This window comes from Nocardioides sp. zg-1308 (genome assembly GCF_013155375.1).
Taxonomy (GTDB): Bacteria; Actinomycetota; Actinomycetes; order Propionibacteriales; family Nocardioidaceae; genus Nocardioides; species Nocardioides renjunii.
This window is the reverse complement of record NZ_JABJQY010000002.1, coordinates 1,121,225-1,140,344: the sequence shown is the minus strand read 5'-3', so window position 1 is coordinate 1,140,344 and position 19,120 is coordinate 1,121,225. Positions and strand designations below refer to the sequence as shown.

General features: G+C 72.7%; 14 protein-coding genes. 3 read left to right on the top strand and 11 right to left on the bottom strand.

Annotation, left to right across the window (positions count from 1 at the left end; translation table 11 throughout):
- Positions 1–22 precede the first annotated feature (22 nt).
- From HN031_RS07260 to HN031_RS07240, 5 genes are all read right to left on the bottom strand, one after another.
- Positions 23–775 carry a hypothetical protein gene (locus HN031_RS07260; protein ID WP_172268280.1) on the bottom strand — a complete coding sequence of 251 codons (753 nt, stop codon included), beginning with the start codon at positions 773–775 and terminating at the stop codon, positions 23–25.
- Positions 776–877: 102 nt separating this feature from the next.
- A complete protein-coding gene (gene sigM, locus HN031_RS07255; RefSeq protein WP_172268277.1) occupies positions 878–1,558 on the bottom strand; it encodes an RNA polymerase sigma factor SigM in 681 nt (226 codons plus the stop codon).
- Positions 1,555–3,606 (bottom strand): protein kinase family protein, encoded by a 2,052-nt coding sequence (locus HN031_RS07250; protein WP_172268274.1) that lies wholly within the window; start codon positions 3,604–3,606, stop codon positions 1,555–1,557. Before HN031_RS07250 ends, sigM begins: the two co-directional genes overlap by 4 nt.
- A gap of 90 nt (positions 3,607–3,696) precedes the next feature.
- On the bottom strand, positions 3,697–5,343 hold the full coding sequence (gene murJ / locus HN031_RS07245) for a murein biosynthesis integral membrane protein MurJ (RefSeq protein ID WP_172268271.1): 1,647 nt from the start codon (positions 5,341–5,343) through the stop codon (positions 3,697–3,699).
- 7 nt (positions 5,344–5,350) lie between these two features.
- Positions 5,351–7,666: a DUF6049 family protein gene (locus HN031_RS07240; protein ID WP_172268268.1), complete on the bottom strand. Its 2,316-nt coding sequence runs from the start codon at positions 7,664–7,666 to the stop codon at positions 5,351–5,353.
- A 53-nt stretch (positions 7,667–7,719) separates the two neighbouring features.
- Between HN031_RS07240 and HN031_RS07235 the strand changes: the two genes are divergently transcribed.
- A complete protein-coding gene (locus HN031_RS07235; RefSeq protein WP_172268265.1) occupies positions 7,720–9,171 on the top strand; it encodes a CCA tRNA nucleotidyltransferase in 1,452 nt (483 codons plus the stop codon).
- 30 nt (positions 9,172–9,201) lie between these two features.
- Here HN031_RS07235 and HN031_RS07230 read toward each other — a convergent pair whose 3' ends face one another.
- The 5 genes from HN031_RS07230 to HN031_RS07210 form a co-directional block, all read right to left on the bottom strand.
- The gene (locus HN031_RS07230; RefSeq protein ID WP_172268262.1) at positions 9,202–10,143 is read right to left on the bottom strand and encodes a carbohydrate ABC transporter permease; all 942 of its coding nucleotides are present in this window, start codon (positions 10,141–10,143) and stop codon (positions 9,202–9,204) included.
- Positions 10,140–11,096, bottom strand: a complete 957-nt coding sequence (locus HN031_RS07225) for a carbohydrate ABC transporter permease (protein WP_216652073.1) — start codon at positions 11,094–11,096, stop codon at positions 10,140–10,142. Before HN031_RS07225 ends, HN031_RS07230 begins: the two co-directional genes overlap by 4 nt.
- Positions 11,093–12,466, bottom strand: coding sequence for an extracellular solute-binding protein (locus tag HN031_RS07220; RefSeq protein WP_172268256.1), 1,374 nt, complete (start codon positions 12,464–12,466; stop codon positions 11,093–11,095). Before HN031_RS07220 ends, HN031_RS07225 begins: the two co-directional genes overlap by 4 nt.
- 191 nt (positions 12,467–12,657) lie before the next feature.
- Positions 12,658–13,740, bottom strand: coding sequence for an inositol-3-phosphate synthase (locus HN031_RS07215; RefSeq protein ID WP_172268253.1), 1,083 nt, complete (start codon positions 13,738–13,740; stop codon positions 12,658–12,660).
- 95 nt (positions 13,741–13,835) lie between these two features.
- Positions 13,836–14,417, bottom strand: coding sequence for a PadR family transcriptional regulator (locus HN031_RS07210; RefSeq protein WP_172268250.1), 582 nt, complete (start codon positions 14,415–14,417; stop codon positions 13,836–13,838).
- 72 nt (positions 14,418–14,489) lie between these two features.
- Here HN031_RS07210 and HN031_RS07205 point away from each other — a divergent pair, with 72 nt between their 5' ends.
- Complete coding sequence (locus HN031_RS07205; RefSeq protein WP_367650683.1) at positions 14,490–16,862, top strand: transglycosylase domain-containing protein; 2,373 nt, start codon at positions 14,490–14,492, stop codon at positions 16,860–16,862.
- A 17-nt stretch (positions 16,863–16,879) separates the two neighbouring features.
- Positions 16,880–18,115 carry a hypothetical protein gene (locus tag HN031_RS07200; protein WP_172268247.1) on the top strand — a complete coding sequence of 412 codons (1,236 nt, stop codon included), beginning with the start codon at positions 16,880–16,882 and terminating at the stop codon, positions 18,113–18,115.
- On the opposite strand, the gene HN031_RS07195 is transcribed toward HN031_RS07200, so the two are convergent.
- Complete coding sequence (locus tag HN031_RS07195) at positions 18,026–19,117, bottom strand: alanine racemase (protein WP_172268244.1); 1,092 nt, start codon at positions 19,115–19,117, stop codon at positions 18,026–18,028. The genes HN031_RS07200 and HN031_RS07195 overlap by 90 nt on opposite strands.
- Positions 19,118–19,120: the final 3 nt, after the last annotated feature.

The window sequence follows — 19,120 nt, the reverse complement described above, 5'->3', positions numbered from 1 at the left end:
GGGGGAGTCGTCGCCGGCGCGCTCAGCGTGCGGGCAGCGAGACCGTGCGCACCGGCTCGGGCGTGCCGCACACGTAGACCTCCGCCTGCTGGGCGTAGCCGTCGGCGCGCCGGAACACGACCACGCCGGGTCGGCCGTCGACCTCGGCGACGAGGCGTCGCCCCGGGCCGAGGTCGGGCAGCCCGCAGTCGGCCAGTGCGCGCATCCCGTCGAGCAGCTCCACGCGCGTCGGGTCCGCGCGGAGGCCGCGGCGGAGGGCCACCAGCTGGTCGTCGAGGTCCGCGTCGGCCGAGGACACCGCGGGTACGTCGGCCCCGGGCGCCGCCGCCCCGGAGCTCTTCAACGCCTCGGGCGCCAGCTCGGCGGAGCCGTCGTCGGTCGGGGCAGATCGGTCCTGCCCGGACTGGCCGTCGTCCTGCTGGCTCGAGGTGCTGCTGTCGGCGGCCCCACCGGCGCTCGAGCCGGCGTCGTCACCGCCGCCGACCCCGGGCAGGCCCTGGCCGATCGCGACGCCGGCGACGACCACGGCCGCCGCGGCGAGGAGGCCGACGCCGGCCAGGCGCCGGCGACGCGCACCCAGGTCGACGACCGGCGCGTCCGGTGCCTCGTGCGCGCCCGAGCGACGCGGAGGGCCGTCCACCCGCTCCGCGGCGAGGGCGGCGAGCGTCTCGTCGAGGCGGGCGACGACCTCGGGAGGCGGCGGCCCGTCGTGGCGCGCCTCGGCGAGGAGGCGGCGTACGGCCTCCTGGTCGGGCGGCAGTCCGGCATCGGACATCGGGTCACCTCCTCGGTGCAGGTCAGGGGTCGTGCTGCGGGATGGTGCTGCGGGGTCGTGCTGCGGGGTCGGACAGAAGGGGTCGGTCACACGGGGTCGGGCTCAGGGCACGGGCGGTCCCCGCGGGCGGACGCTGGGTTGGACGGGGCCGTCGGGCGGCGGGTTCCCGTGAGGCGGGTCACCGGCCGGGTGGTGCAGGTCGGCCAGCAGGGTGGCGAGCTTGGTGCGCCCGCGCGAGCAGCGCGACTTCACGGTGCCCTCGGCGCAGCCGAGCATCTCGGCGACCTCCGCGACGGGGTAGCCCTCCATGTCGACGAGCACGAGCGCGGCGCGCTGCTCGGCCGGCAGCGTGGCGAGCGCGTCGAGCACCCGCCGGCGTCGCTCGGCGTCCTCGGCCGCCGCGTCCGGCTGGTCGTCGTGGACGGCGGTCGCCACCAGGGTGCCGCGGTCCTCGACGTCGTCGGGCAGGGCGTCGAGGCGCCGGATCTTGGCGGCGCGGATCCGGTCGAGGCAGGCGTTGACCACCACGCGGTGCAGCCAGGTCGTGACCGCCGCCTCGCCGCGGAAGGAGCCGGCCCGTCGGAAGGCGGCGATCATGCCGTCCTGGAGGCCGTCGGCGGCGTCCTCGGGATTGCCCATCGTGCGGAGCGCGACCGCCCAGAGCCGGTCGCGGTGGCGGGTGAACAGGACGCCGAACGCGTCCGCGTCGCCGTCGACGTGGGCCCGGAGCAGCTCCTGGTCCGACCGCGGATCGGTGCGGGCGTCGCTCGCGCCGGTGGTCATCCGAGCACCTGCACCTCGGAGATCGTCCCCCGGAAGCCGCCGTCGACCGGTGGGAGGAGCGTGAGCCACACCGTGACGTACTGGCCGGACACGGGCTCGGCCAGGTCGACGGTGAGCTCCCCGGTCCCGGACGCGGTGCCGACGGGCGTCAGCTCGGCGACGCCGGTCGGCGCCTCGGAGGTGACGTAGGTGGCGAGCGAGGTCTGGCCGCCCTCCGTCGTCACCCGGACCTGCCGCACCGCACGGGTGCCGCCGAGGTCGATGACGAGGCCCACCCCGGTCTTGAGGCCGGCGGGGCCGAAGTTCTGCTCGTAGGTCGAGGTGGTCCACGACGTGGCGGGGTCGCCGTCGAGGACGGTCGGCACGGTGTCCGGGTTCTCCTGCTGGCCGTCGGTCCCCTGCGGGTCGAAGTCGTCGGCCGCGAGGTCGGTGAACGGCGTCGGCTCGGCCGCCGCGGGGCTCGCGCTGGGCGTCGGGTCGTCGCTGCTGGAGTCGGGGGTCGGCGGCCGCAGCCCCAGCTGGTAGGCGGCCACCGCCGCGACGCCCACGAGCAGGCAGATCGCGACGATCATCGCCAGCCGGATCCAGGTCCGGCCGGGCACCTGGTCGCCGGTGTCCTCGAGTCCCTCGCCGGTGCCCCAGCGGTCCTCCGCCCACGCGCCGGACGCCCACGAGCCGGTGTCCCGCCCGACGGGACGTACGCCGGAGTCCCGGCCGGAGTCCCGGCCCGAGTCCTGGCTGGAGTCCCACGGCCAGTAGTCGCCGCCGGGCGCCCGGCTGCCGGGACGCGGACGGCGTACGGGCTCGCCCTCCGGCGGGTCGGGCGCGAAGAGGGGCTTGGGCTGGGGGTCGGCCAGGGGCGGGGGTGGCGCCGGCTTGTCGGCGCGAGCGCGCAGCCAGTCGACCTCGTCGTCGTCGTGGAAGACCGGCATCCCGGCCTCCGTCGGGAGGTCGGCGACCGGGGTGGGCGCAGCCTCGGCGGGCGCGTCGACTGGCGGCTCGTCGGGCGGGTCGGCGGGCGCGTCGTCGGTCCCGTCACCGCTCGCGCGTTCCTCGGCCGGGACCGGCGCGGTCACCACGGTGGCGGTCGGGTCGGTGCGGACGGCGTGGGTGGCGGTCAGCTCGGCCGGCCCGGCGTCGGTCCCGGTGGCGTCGTCGGTGCCGTCGGCCTCGCCGGCCTCGTCACCCGCCACCGGGACGGTCGTGGTCGGCAGGATGGCCGGCTGGACCTGGGCCGGCGGCGGGGTGGGCCGGAGCGCGGCGACCGGGGGCAGCGTCCCGGTGGTGTCCCCGACGTAGTCGTGGAGCATCTCGCAGATGCGGTGGGCGGTGAAGTCGGAGCCCTCGGTCCCGGGCGCGTGCTGGGGGTTGAGGACCTGGTCGCACAGCGCGTCGAGCATCCGGGGGATGCCGGCCCGCACGCGCCGGGGCCGCAGCACCTCGCCGTGCACCTCCGGCGCCGGTGGCACGGCGGACTCCGAGACGCCGGCCCACTTGCCGGTCAGCGCGCTGTAGAGCAGGCCGGCGAGGTCGACCTCGTCGACGTTGAGGCGACCGGGCGGCAGGCCGCGGAGGGCGGCCTCGACGCCGAAGCCGATGATCCGGATCTGCCCGTGCTGGTCGACCAGGACGTTCTCGGGCGCCAGGCACCCGTGGGCGAGGCCGGACGCGTGCGCCTCGGCGATGCTCTCGGCCACCTCCCCGACCAGCCAGGCCGCGCGCCGCGGGGCCAGCGGACCCTCGCGGGTCAGCAGGATGTCGAGCGACTCGCCCTGCCCCCACTCGTTGACGACGTAGCAGCGGCCGTCGGCGATCTCCGCGTCGAGCACGCGCAGCAGCCGGCGGTTGATGACCGGGCCGGTGCGCCGGGCCGCCTCGAGCATCGCCTCGGCGCGCTCGTCGCCGGCGTCGAGGAGGTGGACCGACACCGGCCGGTGGAGCACGAGGTCGTGGGCACGCCAGAAGCGGCCGGTCCCGTTCTCGGCCAGCAGGTCGTCGAGCCGGTAGCGCTCGGCGAGCACGTCACCTGCCTGCATCGACGTCGGCACCGCTCACCTCGCTCCCACTGACCTGTTGCCCGCCCCGGCACGACCGTCGCACGAGCGCCGTCGCCGTGCTTGCGGCCACTCTAGGCAGTCTCATCGCCTGTGCAGGCGCGCCGCGACCATGTCGACGAGGCTGGTCACCTCGCGCACGTGCAGGAGCCGGGCGCCGAGGAGCAGCACGACGCAGCCGGCGAGCCCGCTCAGCCCGCCCCGTAGGAGCGCGACGAGAGGTCCGGGGCGCTCCCCGAGCCCGGACATCGCGAGCTCGGCGGCCCAGGTGGCCGCGGCGGCGACGGCGAGCACGAGCGCCATCCGGACGAGGAACCGGAGCAGCTGCGAGCCCTCGATGTCGCCCGCGGTGCGCCGCAGCAGCACCGAGCTGATCGCGGCGCCGACGGCGTACGACGACAGGTAGGCCACCACCAGCATGGGGGCGGTGTCCTCGGGCGGCCGGGACGGCACGAGGGCGACGGCGACGGCGACGTTGGTCGCGGAGACGGCGAGCTGGATGAAGAACACGAGCCGGGTCATCTCCATGGCGTAGAAGCCGCGGAGCATGAAGTAGTGGACGGTGAAGAACACCAGCGCCGGCCCGAAGAGGGCGAGGGTGGGGGCGAAGGCCGCCGCGCGCTCCTCGCCACCGCCCCAGCCGAAGGCGGCCGCGGCGACGTCGCCGGCGACGAGCGGCAGGAGGACCGCGAAGGGCAGCACAAGGGCCAGCGCGGTGCGCAGCGTGGAGCCGACCGTGCTCCCGAGCTCGGCCAGGCGGTCCTCGGAGGCCAGGGCGGAGAGCCGCGGCAGGATCGCGGTGGCGAGCGAGACGGTGACGATCGCGTGCGGCACCATCATGATGAGCAGGCTGTTGGAGTAGACCGTCAGCCCCGTGCCGTCGCCGCCGCCGGCGGTGCCGCCCGACGCGAGCCGCACCACCACGAGGTACGCCGCCTGGGTGGCGATGACGAAGAGCACGGTCCACACACCCAGGGACAGGGTGTGCTTGAGCTCGGGGTCGCGGAAGTCGAAGCGCGGGCGGTAGCTGAACCCCGAGGCCCGGAGGTAGGGGACGAGCACCAGGCACTGCGCGACGATGCCGATGGTCGAGCCGAGGCCGAGGAGCACCTCCTGGGGTCCGCTCAGCGGGGCGTACTGGTCGGCGCTGTCCCCGACCGGCCCCCAGACGACGAGGAAGAGGACCAGCACCCCGACCGAGATGAGGTTGTTGGCGATCGGCGCCCACATCATCGGCCCGAACCGGCCCCGTGCGTTGAGGACCTGCCCGATGAGGACGTACATGCCGTAGAAGAACACCTGCGGCAGGCACCAGCGGGTGAGGTTCACGATCGACTCGAGGTGGGCCGCGCGGTCGGGCTCGAGGTAGCGGCTGTCGAGGTAGACCTGGAGGAGCAGGGGAGCCAGCACGACGAGCAGCACGCTGACCGCGCCGAGGAAGAGCGCGGAGAGCGTGATGACGCGGCTGGCGTAGGCGTCGCCCCCGTCGGGGTCGCTGCTGATGCGGCGGACGAGCTGCGGCACGAGGACGGCGTTGAAGATGCCGCCGGCCAGCAGGATGTAGACCATGTTGGGCAGCGTGTTGGCGATGGTGAAGAGGTCGCCGCGGATCGAGGCGCCCAGCGCTGCGACGAGCAGGGCGCTGCGGACGTAGCCCGACGCGCGCGACACCACGGTGCCCGCGGCCATCACGGCCGAGGAGGCCATCACGCGCTGGTCGGTCATGCTCATGCGCCGCTCATGCGCGGTCCGTGGCGGCGTCTTCGAGGTCCGCGACGCGCGAGGTGGCCGGCTCGTCGGGGACCGGTGGGTCACCGGGGTCCCGGTGGTCGGCGTGGTCCTCGCCGGGCGGCGCGTCCTCGGCAGGCTCGGGCTGCTCGTCGGCGGCCTCCGCGGCCGCGAGCTCGGCACGGCGCTGGCGGATCTGGCCCGGCAGACGGTAGCCCACCATGCCGAACAGGACGAGCGCGCCCACTGCCATGACGACCCAGATCAACGCGCTCACCCGGGCCGCGCGGATCGGCACCTGGGCCGTCGAGCCGAGCGCCACGCCGTCCACGCTGGTCACCGACAGCCGGACGTTGTGCACGCCGACCTCGCTCGTGCTCGCCTCGAAGCGGACGACGCTGCGGGCCAGGGGGCCGAGCTCGCGCACGCCGTCGCCGCCGGTCAGGTTCATCTCGCCGTCGGTGCTCACCCGGACCCGGACGGTCACCGGCTGGTCGAGCTCGTTGACGAGGGTCGCGCCGAGCGGTCCGGAGTCGCCGGACAGCGTCACGGCGGGCGGTCCCTCGATCCGCACAGACGCGAGGTCCTCGCGCAGGACCTCGTCGAGCCGGTCGGTGGCGGCGCGGGCCAGACCCGGGCGGGCGCGGTGCTGCTCGGAGAGCAGTACGAGCGCCTGGTCCTCGACGGAGGTCTCGACCATGGTCTGGAGGGTGAGGACCTGCTCGAGGAGGGTGGCCGCGGTCGTCGCCCTGGTGGCCGCGGAGAAGTTGGTCGGGTCGAGCTCCGCGGCCTGGTCGTCCTCGGTGTAGTTGAGGCTGGAGCCCGGCACGTCGACGGCGCTGCGTCCCGCGACGTCGCTGACGGGGACGAGGTCGAGCCACGGCTGGTCGAGGCCGGTGAAGAACGACGCCGCGTCCTCCCCGTTCCACACGGTGGGCAGGGTGACGACGAGCGGCGCCGTGTCGCGGTTCTCGAGGCGGAGCGCCGCCTCGCTGAGCAGGCGCTGACGCAGCGCGAGCGGGTCGGTGGCCGCGGTGGGACCGGGACCACCGGCCTCGGCCCCGGTGCTGGTGACGACGACCTCGTGCCCGAGCAGTCGGACCACGGAGTCGGGGCTGGTCGGCGGGAGGTCGAAGGCGCTGTCACCGAGCAGGATGACGGTGCCCGGCGGCGTGGCGGCGATCGCCTCCTCGCTGAGCCGGTCGCTGATCGGGGACACCGCGGGCTGCGAGGTGAGACCGAGGTCGAGCATCACCTCGGCGCTGCGGTCCACCGCCTGGTCGAGCCGGGTGGCGTCGTTGCGGGCGGCAGCGGCGACGTCGAGGTCGCCGTAGGGCAGCGTCAGCACCGTGTCGGAGCCGACGATGGCCTGGAAGCGGGTGAGCCAGGCGTCCGCCGCCGCGATCAGCCTCGCGTCCTCCTCGCTGAGGTCCTCGGTGGGCTCCGGGGCGGCGGGGGTGATGGTCTCCAGCGTGGGGGTCTCGTCCACGCCGTCGGTCGGCGTCTCGGTCGGGGAGGGCTGCTGGCCCTCGACGCTGGGGTCCGGCGCGATGCTCCGGGCCGGGTTGCCCACCGTCAGCTTCGCCACCGCGTGCAGCACGGCCGGGTCGACCAGCCAGCTGTAGGGCGTCGAGCCCGCGGACTCGGCCATGTCGAGCACGCCGTCGAGGCTGCCGCCGTCGGCCAGTCGGCGGGCCCACCGGTCCAGCCCCGCGACGCGTCCGTCGGCGTCGTACCAGACCCGGCTGCGGACCGGGAGGATGACCGAGGCCTCCTGGGTCCGGTCGCCGGTCGGCTCCTGCGGGATGAACGTGCGGGCCCGGCCCTCGGCGATGTCGTCGCGCGGGACCGAGCCGTCGCCGAGCGCGTGGACGCCGATCCAGTAGACACCGGCCTGGCCGGAAGTGCCGAGCAGCTCGACGGGCACGGAGTCGTAGAAGGACGCCGTCTCGCCGGGCGCGAGCTCGTCCACGGTGTCGAAGGTGCCGGGGACGGTGACCCGGGGACCGACGTAGACCCCCGGGTCGACGCCCGCCGACTCGTTGAGGTTGGGGGAGTCGAGGATCGGCTGCTGGGAGGAGAAGGCGTGGAGGTTGACGCGGGTGAAGGTCTCGTCGCTGACGTTGGTGACCGTGCCGGTGATCTCGACGTCCCCGGTGCTCGGCAGCACCGGCGTGATGGTGTCGAGGTGGACGACGAGGGGGTCGGGCTCCTCGGCGGGACCCCTCGTCGCGGGTGCTCCGGCCGCCCCGAGGGCCGGCCCGGTCGCGACCCCGAGGGTCAGGAGCCCCGCCAGGGCAGCACGGATCACGGACGGGCGGGGCACGCACCGATGCTAGTTGTTCGGACCCACCGGGTCGGCACGTAGACTGGCCCGTCGTGTCCGACGCCGCACTGCAACCGCTCACGATCGTCGAGATCCAGCGCCGGGTCGGGGCCGAGCTCGACCGCATCGGCTCGGTCATCGACGAGCTCGGGGCGCTCTTCGCCGCGGCCGGCGAGGAGCTCGCCCTGGTCGGCGGGCCGGTCCGCGACGCCATGATCGGGCGGCTGCAGAACGACCTCGACTTCACCACCTCGGCCGTGCCGGACGCGACCGAGCGGCTCGTGTCGGGCTGGGCCGACGCGGTGTGGGACATGGGCCGCGACTTCGGCACGATCGGCTGCCGCAAGGGGCCGTGGCAGGTCGAGATCACGACCTACCGCTCGGAGAGCTACGACCCGTCGTCGCGCAAGCCCGACGTGGACTTCGGCGACTCCCTCGAGGGCGACCTGGGCCGGCGCGACTTCACGGTGAACTCGATGGCGGTCCGCGTGCCGAGCCGCGAGTTCGTCGACCCGTTCGGGGGCATCGTCGACCTGGCCGAGCGGGTGCTGCGCACGCCGGGCGCGCCGGAGGACTCCTTCTCCGACGACCCGCTGCGGATGATGCGCGCGGCGCGGTTCGCCGCCCAGCTCGGGTTCTCGGTCGCGCCCGACGTGGTGGCGGCGATGACCGCGATGGCGGGCCGGATCGAGATCATCTCGGCCGAGCGGGTCCGCGACGAGCTGGTCAAGCTGGTCTGCGCGCCGCACCCGCGGCTCGGGCTCACCCTGCTGGTCGACACCGGCCTCGCGGCCCACGTCCTCCCCGAGCTGCCCGCCCTCGCGCTGGAGCGCGACGAGCACCACCGGCACAAGGACGTCTACGAGCACACCCTCACCGTGCTCGAGCAGTCGATCGACCTCGAGCACCGCCTCGGGGACGGTCCCGACTTCGTCGCCCGGTTCGCGGCCCTCATGCACGACGTCGGCAAGCCGCGCACGCGCCGCTTCGAGGCCGGCGGCATCGTCACCTTCCACCACCACGACGTGGTCGGCGCCAAGCTGACCCGCAAGCGGATGAAGGCGCTGCGCTTCTCCAACGCCGACACCGACGCGGTCGCCACGCTGGTCGAGCTGCACCTGCGATTCCACGGCTACGGGTCGGGCGAGTGGACCGACAGTGCCGTACGTCGCTACGTCCGCGACGCGGGCGAGCAGCTCGCGCGGCTGCACATCCTCACCCGCGCCGACTGCACCACCCGCAACCAGCGCAAGGCCGACCGCCTGCGCCGGGCGTACGACTCGCTCGAGGAGCGCATCGCGCGGCTCTCGGAGGAGGAGGAGCTCGCGTCGATCCGTCCGGACCTCGACGGCAACCAGATCATGGAGCTCCTCGGCATCGGCCCTGGCCGCGACGTCGGGCAGGCGTACGCGTTCCTGCTCGAGCTGCGGATGGAGGAGGGACCGAAGTCGCCGGTGGAGGCCGAGGCCGCCCTGCGCGCCTGGTGGGCAGGGCGGACCTCCTAGCGGACCCGCAGGACTGCCGCCGGGTCGGCGTCAGCCCTTGGTGCCCGTGCTCGCCACGCCCTGGATGATCTGCTTCTGCCCGAGGAAGAACACCAGGATCATCGGCACGGTCGTGATGACGCTCGCGGTCACAACGAGCTCCCAGTGCCACTCGCCGCCGAAGCCGAACTGGTCGAGCATCGACTTGAGGCCACGCGGCACCGTGAAGTCCTCGCGGTCGCGCAGGTAGATCAGCCCGCGCATCAGGTCGGTCCACGCCGCCTGGAACTCGAAGAGGGCGACGACCACGAGCGCCGGCTTGGTCAGCGGCAGCGCGACGTGCCAGAACACCTTCCAGTGCCCGGCGCCGTCCATCTCGGCCGCGTCGAAGAGCTCGGTCGGCAGGCCGAGGAAGAACTGGCGCAGCAGGAAGATGTAGAACGCCGTGCCGAACACGTTGCCTGCCCACAGCGGCGTCAGCGTGCCGACCATCCCCAGCGAGTCCCAGATCAGGTAGGTCGGGATCATCGTCGCCGCGCCCGGGATCATCATCGAGGCGAGCACCAGGCCGAAGAGGAAGTTGCGGCCGCGGAACTGGTAGCGCGCGAACCCCCACGCCACGAGCGCGCTGGAGATGGTGACGGTGAGGGTCGCCATGATGGTGACGAAGGCCGTGTTGAGCAGCCACGCCGCCATCGGTGCGGCGTTCCACACCTCGATGTAGTTGTCGAAGGTCAGCGTCTCGGGGATCAGGCGGTTGTCGAAGACGTCGCTGCGCGGCTTGAGCGAGGCGCTGACCAGCCACACGAACGGGTAGACGAACGCGATGGTGGTCACGACCAGCGCGACGGCCACGAAGATGCGGCCGCCGAGGCCGGGTCGCCGGTTCGGCGGCTGCGGGGCGCGGGCCGGAGCGGTCACCGCCTCGTCCGGGTCGACGGGCGGCACGCCCGTGGTGGGTCCGGCCTCGCCGGCGCGGTCGAGGGTGCTCATCGCGCACCGCCCGTGTAGTGGACGTAGCGCCGGCTGAGCATCACCTGCACGGCGGTCACGACCATCACGATGACGAAGAGCAGCATCGCCATCGCCGAGGCGTAGCCCATGTGGAGGAACTCGAAGGCCTGCTGGAACAGGTAGATGGCGTAGAACAGCGCGGCGTCGTTGCTGTAGGTCGTGTTGCCCGCCCCGAAGAACGCCGTGTAGGCCTCGGTGAAGGACTGGAGCGAGGCGATGGTGTCGACCACGACGATGAAGTAGATCGCCGGGCTGATGATTGGCACGGTGACGTGCCACAGCCGGCGCCACCACCCGGCCCCGTCCACCCGGGCGGCGTCGAGGAGCTCCTCGGGCACCTCCTGCAGGGCGGCCAACAGGATGATCACCGATGCCCCAACGGTCCACAGCGACATGATCACCAGGCCGGGCTTCACCCACGCGGGGTCGGTCGTCCAGTTGGGGCCGTTGATCCCGAACCAGCCGAGGAACTCGTTGAGCAGGCCGTTCTGCCCGTTGAGCAGCATGAGCAGCAGGACGCCCACCGCGACCGGCGGCGTCATCTTCGGCAGGAAGAAGGCGGTGCGGAAGAATCCCGCCGCCCGCCCGGCGCGCTGCAGCAGCAGCGCGAGGCCGAGCGAGACGGCGAGCTGCGCCGGCACCGACATCAGGGTGTAGACGAAGGTGTTGCGCAGCGCCAGGCGGATCTTCTCGTCACCCATCAGCTCGCGGTAGTTGTTGAGCCCCACGAAGGACGGGTCGTTGATGACGTCGTAGTCGGTCAGCGAGAGGTAGACGGTGTAGAGGACCGGGTAGGCCATGAACACCACGAACCCGATCAGCCAGGGGCTGATGAAGAGCAGGGCCACGCGGCCCTGGTGGCGTCCGCCGTCGCCGCGGCGGCGCCGGGTGGCGGGTCGGGTACGCCGGCCGGGAGCCGTCGCGGTGCTCACTTCTCGTCCCAGCTCGCCCATGCCTCGTCGAGTGCGTCCTGCGCCGCCTCCTGGGCGTCCGCCAGGGCGTCGGCCGGCTCCTTCTGGCCGTTGAGCACCTTGTTGACCTCGTCCTGCCAGGCCTGCTCGAACTCGTCGCCGGCGGGGTTGGCCGGCATGGCGAAGGTGTGGTCGTTGGCCTCGTACATCGCCGCGACCGCCTGCGACCAGACGGAGTCGCCGTCGGTCGGGGCCATCTCGCGGATCGCCTCGTCGGCCTCCTCGTTGGCGGTGAGGATGCCGGTGAAGAGCCCGCCGCTCTCCTCGCGCAGCCGGACGCGCTCCTCGGCCGCGGCCATCCAGGAGTCGGTCTCGGTCATCACGCGGGCCATCCGGCAGGCGGCCTCGGGGTTGGGGCTGCCCTTGGGGATCGCCCACGCGGAGCCCGACGCCCACGCGAGCGGCTCGCCCTGGAGGTCGCGCACCGTGTCGAAGGCCATCGGGGCGTCGGGGGAGACGTCGTTGAGGACGCTGACGTACCACTGCTCCATCGGCATGGCGCCGAGGGAGCCGCTGGCGAACTGGTTGCCGTCGCCGAAGAAGTCGGCCGAGTCGCGCAGCGCCTTCACCTCGCCGAAGCCACCTTGGGCGTCGTAGACCGAGACGGCGAACTCGAGCGCCTCGACGACCGCCGGGTCGTCGAGCTGGGCGGTGCGACCGTCCTCGGAGATGAGGTCGGCGCCGTTGGCCTTGGCCCACAGCGGCAGGAACTCGGGGAGCTTGCTGTCGTAGCCGATCGTCGCCAGGTCCCCGCCCTGCATCTGCATGAGGTCCTTGTTGGCCTCGAGGACCGCGTCCCAGTCGGAGCCGTTGACGTCCTCGACGGTGTGGCCGGACTGCTCGAGCAGGTCGGCGTTGGCCTGGGTCAGCTGGACGACGTTGAACTCCGGGATGCCGTAGACCTCGTCGTCGAAGGTGACCTCCCCGAGGGCGGACTCGCGGAAGACGGAGGTGTCGATGCCCTCTCCCTCGATGCAGTCGGTCAGGGGGACGACCGCACCGCGGGAGGCGAACGTGCCGATCTGGCTGCGCTCGGCGTAGACCAGCGCGGGCGGTTCGCCCGAGGCGACCGAGGAGAGGAACTGCTGGATGTCGAGGTCGCCCTCGACCAGGTCGACCTTCGCCTCGCCGAGCTCCTCCTCCGCCAGCTCGAGGCGCTCGGTCGCGATCTCGTCGCCGGCGCCGAAGCCCATCACCTGCACCTCGCCGGACAGGTCGGCGCTGCTGTCGAAGGACGCGTCCGAGGTCTCCTCGGAGTCGCCGGTGCCCTGGGCGCACCCTGCCAGCAGGCACGCCGCCACGAACGTGCCCGTCAACGCGGAAAGTCGCATGACCGATCTCCTCCCATGCCCGCGCCGGCACCTCCAGCGGGGTCCATCTCGCTGAGTACCCCGGAGAAGCGCTTCTATCCTCGGGCCTCCCCCGGGCGGCGGGACGGCAACGGCCCCGCGGGTCCGGGACGTGGACCTGCGGGGCCGTGCTGTGGTGGTGCTGGGTCGTGCTGGGGTGGAGCGGTCGGGGACTACTCGCCCCGGATGAACTTCTCGAGCTCGTAGCGACCGACCTCGTCGGCCATCTGCACCGGCGGGGACTTCATCAGGTAGGCCGAGGCCGGGAGGATCGGGCCGCCGATGCCGCGGTCCTTGGCGATCTTCGCGGCGCGGACGGCGTCGATGATGATGCCGGCGGAGTTCGGGGAGTCCCAGACCTCGAGCTTGTACTCGAGGTTGAGGGGGACGTCACCGAACGCGCGACCCTCGAGGCGGACGTAGGCCCACTTGCGGTCGTCGAGCCACGCGACGTAGTCGGACGGGCCGATGTGCACGTTGCGGTCGCTGACCTTGTCGGCGAGCTCGCCCTTGAGGTTGGACGTCACGGCCTGGGTCTTGGAGACCTTCTTGGACTCCAGGCGCTCACGCTCGAGCATGTTCTTGAAGTCCATGTTGCCGCCGACGTTGAGCTGGTAGGTGCGGTCGAGGGCCACGCCGCGGTCCTCGAACAGCTTCGCCATCACGCGGTGGGTGATGGTGGCACCGACCTGGCTCTTGATGTCGTCGCCGACGATCGGGACGCCGGCGTCCTCGAACTTCTTCGCCCACACGGGGTCGGAGGCGATGAAGACGGGCAGCGCGTTGACGAAGGCCACGCCGGCGTCGATCGCGCACTGGGCGTAGAACTTGTCGGCCTCCTCCGAGCCCACCGGTAGGTAGGAGACGAGGACGTCGACGTCGGCGTCCTTGAGCGCCTGGACCACGTCGACCGGCTCCGCGCCGGACTCCTCGATGGTCTGGCGGTAGTACTTGCCGAGGCCGTCGAGGGTCGGGCCACGCTTGACCTCGACGCCGAGGGTCGGCACGTCGGCGATCTTGATGGTGTTGTTCTCGGAGGCGTTGATGGCCTCGGAGAGGTCCTTGCCCACCTTCTTGTCGTCGACGTCGAAGGCGACGACGAACTCGACGTCCTTGACGTGGTAGTCGCCGAAGACGACGTGCATGAGGCCCGGCACGGTCACGGCCGGGTCTGCGTCCCTGTAGTACTCAACGCCCTGGACGAGGGAGGTGGCGCAGTTGCCGACCCCCACGATCCCTACTCGTACCGAACCCATGGGGCTCTCCTCCTCGTTGTGGTCCTCGTGTGCCTGGCTGGTGGTGCGTCTGGTCGTGATGTCGCTGGTCTGGCTGGTCTGGCTGGTCTGGCGTGTCAGTCGGAGCCGGTCGGCGCTCCGGGTGCGGGTGTCCGGGACTCGTCGCCGCGCTCGGCGCGGATCAGGTCGGACAGCCAGCGGACCTCTCGCTCCACGGACTCGACCCCGTGGCGCTGGAGCTCGGCGGCGTAGCGGTTGACCTCGGCCTGGGTGCGCTCGAGCTCGCCCTGCACGCGGGCGAGGCGCTCCTGCAGCCGCGAGCGGCGGCCCTCGAGGACGCGGAGACGGATCTCCATGTCGGTGGAGGAGAAGAACGCGAACCGGATGTCGAAGTTGTCGTCCTCCCACGCGGTGGGGCCGACCTCCGACATGAGCCGCTGGAAGTGCTCGTTGCCGGCCTCGGTGACCTCGTAGGTGATGCGGGGGCGCCGGCTGGTCGGCGTCGTGGTGGCGGCGACCTCGGTGATGAGGTTGGCACGCAGCATCTTCTTCAGGGCGGGGTACAGGGAGCCGTAGGACAGCACCCGGCCCCAGCCGAGCATGAGGTTGAGCCGCTTGCGCAGCTCGTAGCCGTGCATGGGTCCCTCGTGCAGCAGTCCGAGGACTGCGAGCTCGATGGTGTCCCCGCGGCGTGCCATGTGACCTATCGTACTGATATATCCGCAGGTGACGAATCCGGGTTGGCGGACCGGTCCCCGTACCCTGATCCGGTGAGTGCGAAGAAGCGCAGGGCCGACGGAAAGGCCATGACCCGACGGCCCAGCACCCGGCGTACGCCGCGACAGCGAGCGGCCAGGTTCGCCAAGGTCTTCGCCGTCGTCGGCGTGGTCTGCGCCCTGCTGCTGGGCGGCATCGTGGTGGTGCTCTACCAGGCGATCGACATCCCCGAGGAGAACGCGGCCTTCAAGGCGCAGACGACGTTCGTCTACTACCGCGACGGCAAGCAGCAGCTCGGCACCTACTACGAGGACCAGAACCGCGAGTCGATCCCGCTCGCGGAGATGCCGCAGACGATGCAGGACGCGGTGGTCGCCGCGGAGAACCAGTCCTTCTGGACCGACAAGGGCATCGACCCCAAGGGCATCCTGCGCGCGCTCTTCTCCAACGCCCAGGGCAACGCCCGCCAGGGTGCCTCGACGATCACCCAGCAGTACGTGAAGATCCTCTACCTGACCTCCGAGCAGAGCTACAAGCGCAAGATCAAGGAAGCGATCGTCTCGCTCAAGATCCAGCAGCAGCTCAGCAAGTCCGAGGTCCTCGAGGGCTACCTCAACACCATCTACTTCGGTCGTGGCGCCTACGGCATCCAGGCGGCGTCCAAGGCCTACTTCGACCACCCGGCGAGCCAGCTGAGCCTGCGCGAGTCGGCGGTGCTCGCCACGGTGCTCAACAACCCGACGCAGTACGACCCGGCCAACGGCAAGGAGGCCAAGCAGGACCTCAAGGGTCGCTACGAGTACGTCCTCGACAGCATGGCCGAGATGGGCACCATCACCACCGAGGAGCGCGACCAGGCCGTCAAGCGGCTGCCGAAGTTCCCCAAGGTCGCCACCCAGAGCCAGTTCGGCGGGCAGAAGGGCCACATGCTGGCCCTGGTCAAGCAGGAGATCCTCGACCGCGACATCGCCACCGAGGAGCAGATCGACGGCGGCGGCCTGCGGATCACCACCACCTTCGACCCGCAGGTGATGGCCGACGTCGAGGACGCCGTCCTCGAGCAGCGTCCCGACGCCGGCATGCCCGGGCCGGCCGGTGACAAGGACCTCCACGTCGGTGCCGCCACGGTGGACACCCAGACCGGTGAGCTGCTCGGCTTCTACGGCGGGCAGGACTACCTCGACTCGCAGATCAACTGGGCCGTGTCCGGTGGCATGGCCGGCTCGACGATGAAGGCCGCGACCGACGTGGCGGCCATCCGCGACGGGTTCTCGCTCAACGACACCTTCGAGGGCAACAGCCCGATCGACGTCGCCGGCACGGAGTTCGGCAACCAGGGCGACACCGACTACGGCTCGGCCGTCTCGATGGTCACCGCGACGGAGAACTCCGTCAACACCGCGTTCGTCGACATGGTCGACTCGATGGACGACGGGCCGCAGAAGGTCATCCAGGCCGCCGAGGACCTCGGCATCCCGGGCAACGAGCCCGAGCGCTGGGGCATCCCGCGCAGGTCCATCGACTTCCAGGACAACGTCGGCGTCACGCTCGGGACGGCGCAGGTCAGCCCGATCAACATGGCCAACGCCTACGCCACCCTCGCCAACGGCGGCACCCGCAACGAGGTCCACGTCGTGGAGAAGGTCGTGAGCAAGAGCGGCGAGGTCCTCTACGAGGCGAAGGCCCGCAGCAAGGAGACCGTCGACCCCGACATCGCCGCCGACGTGACGTACGCGCTCCAGCAGGTGGTCGAGTCCGGCTCGGGCACCGAGGCGCTGGCGCTGGCGCGTCCCGCAGCCGCCAAGACCGGCACCGCCACCAACGACGACGACGAGGTGTCGTCGTCGTGGTTCGTCGGCTTCACCCCCCAGGTCTCCACCGCGGTGATGTACGTCCGCGGTCGCGGCCGCGAGGGCCTCGACGTCCCCCGGCCCGACGGCGCCGACCTGTGGCTGCCGACGAGCTCCGACGGCCGCTCCGGCTACTTCGGCGGCAACTACCCCGCCAAGACCTGGACCGCGATCATGCAGCGGGTGATGGAGGGCAAGGAGGTCGAGGACTTCCCCGAGCCGGTCTACGTCGACGGCGACGCCCCGGAGGACGGCCACGAGTACACGCCGCCGCCGCCGCCCCCGTCGACGCCGCAGCCCACGCGGACCCCGACCCCGACCCAGACGCCCACGGTCGAGATCCCGACGGAGGAGCCGTCGGAGACGCCGACCGAGACGCCCACGCCGACCGAGACGCCGATCCCGACGGAGACGCCGATCCCGACCGAGACGCCGATCCCGACGGAGACGCCGACGACCCCGGCCCCGACGACGCCGGCGCCCACGACCCCGGTCCCGACGACCCCGACGGCGGCGCCGACCACGCCGGCCGGCCGCTGGCAGGCACGGCTCGCCGCACTCGACGCGCGGCCCTGATCCGGTCGGGGGCACTGGTGGACCACGAGGCACCGACCCGCACGGACCCGGTCGCGACCGCGATGTCCGAGGTGGTGGGTGGGCCGCTCGGCGACCACGCCGGCGGTCACCGCTGGTGGGACGCCTCCCGGACGCTGCTCGGCGCCACGTCCCTCGTGCTGGCCGCGGGCATGCTCAGCAAGGGCGCCTGCGTGCCGTCGGGGTGGGGCCGGCAGGACCAGCCGTTCGCTCAGCTCTGCTGGACCGACCTGGCCGGCACGTCCGCCGCCTCGCGCACGCCGCCGCAGGTGGCCACCTGGCTCGAGCGGCTCGCCGGGACGCTCCCCGGCAGCGGCACGGTCGCGACCACGGCCGCCCTCGCCGTGCTGCTCGCCGCCCTCGCGCTCCTCGCCACGGGCCTCCTGGTGCGGGTCGACCCCCGCCGCCCGTGGGCGGCCGCCGGCTGGGCGCTCGGCCCGGTCCTCCTCGTCCACTGGCTGTCGTGGACGCTGGTGGCCGCGGTCGGCGTCGCCGTGCTGCTGTGGGGATGGACGACCGGGCGCGGCTGGCTGGCCGGCCTCGGTGCCGGCATCGGCGCCGCCTTCGCCCTGCCGGTGGCCGTGGCGTTCCTCGGGGTGGTCGCCGTGGGCGGCCGGACCCGCGACCGCGTCGACGCGGTGCTCGCGGCAGCGGCGGCGTACGTCGTGGTCACGCTGCCCGGCCGGGCCACCAGCCAGGACCCCGACACCGGATCCGTCTGGTTGCTGCTGCAGCAGGCCGGCCTGGGTGGCTCACCCACCTCGCGCGCCGTGGTGCAGGGCCTCGTCCTGGCCCTCGCCGCGGGCGCCGTGTGGTGGCTGGTGCGGCGGTCCGGGCAGCCGAGCCCCATCACGTCCGCGCGGGCCGGGCTGGTGCTGCTGGCCGCCGCGCTCGTGGTGACGCCGTCGGCGCCCCCGGAGCTCGCCCTGCTGGCCCTGCCGCTGGCGGCGATCGCCGTACGCCGCTGGCGCGACCTGCTCGTGTGGCAGGGCCTCCACCTGCTCAGCTGGGTCATCACCGGCTGGTGGCTCGGCCAGGCGCTGGCCCCGACCATCACCGACGACGCCCGCGCCTACTGGCTGGCGATCGTGCTGCGGGTCGCGGGACTCGTCTGGCTGGTGGTCGCGGTGCTCCGCGACGCCGGGTCAGGAGATGACGACGCGGTCGAAGTCGGTCGCGGTGAAGCGGACCCGCACGTCGACCCGCTCGCCGATGTCGGGGACACGCGCGCCTGAGGGCACGAACAGCATCGAGGCCTGCATGTGGGGGGGCTCGGCGAACAGGCGCTGCTTGCCGTCGATCGAGAACGGCGATCGGACGAAGCCGACGGCGTCCATGCCGCCGCGGGCGAGGGTCGCGGCGCGCGCCCGCAGGGACTGGTCGCCGGTCGGCGCCTCGAGGCCGATGCCGTGGGCGGTGCCCCCGCTGACCACCACGATGTGGCCGTGCTTGGGGACGCTGCGTCCGCGGTAGCCGAAGACGTCGCCGCGCTCGACCTCGTGCACGTCGAGCACGGTGGAGGTCACCGAGAGCGCACCGCGGTCGCCGAGCCAGAGGCCCGTGCCGACGCGGGGCCGGACGGTGAAGTCGGGGTAGGTCGTCGCCAGCCGGTCGAGCTCGTCGCTCGTGAGGTGGGAGACGAAGACGGTGCGCGTCGGCAGGCCCGAGGCGACGACGTCGTTGATCAGCCGGGTCACCTCACCGAGGTGGGAGGTGGTGTTGAGCGGCAGGTGCATGGCCACGCCGCGCAGCCGGTGCCGCGCGCCGCCGCCCTGGGCGGCGAGGGTCTCGGCCGCCGCCTCGAGGTCGCGGCGGGTCATGCCGTGGCGGCGCATCGAGGTGAGCTGCTCGAGCACGAAGCGCGCCTCGGGGTCGCGCTCGCGCAGGGCGGCGAGGTCGGCGGGCCGGCTCACGGTGTGCACGACGCGCGAGGCGGTGCGGTCCTGCAGGTCGAGCGCTGCGCCGAAGGGACGCCACGGCGTGAGCACGAGGAGGTCACCGGCGTAGCGGCTGGCGGCCTCCTCGACCTCGTCGTAGGTGCCGACAGCGACGACGTCGAGCGGCGCGCCGGTCTCCTCGGCGTGCTCGGCCAGCCACTGCGCGCGGCGGGCCAGGCGCCCGAGCGAGAGGCCGTAGCCGTTGCCCTTGGCGACCGGCACGATGCCGGGGTGGCGGGTGACCGTCGAGAGGAGGTGCGCGCGCCAGCGCGCGCCGTCCACCGTGAGGACCAGGCTCATCGG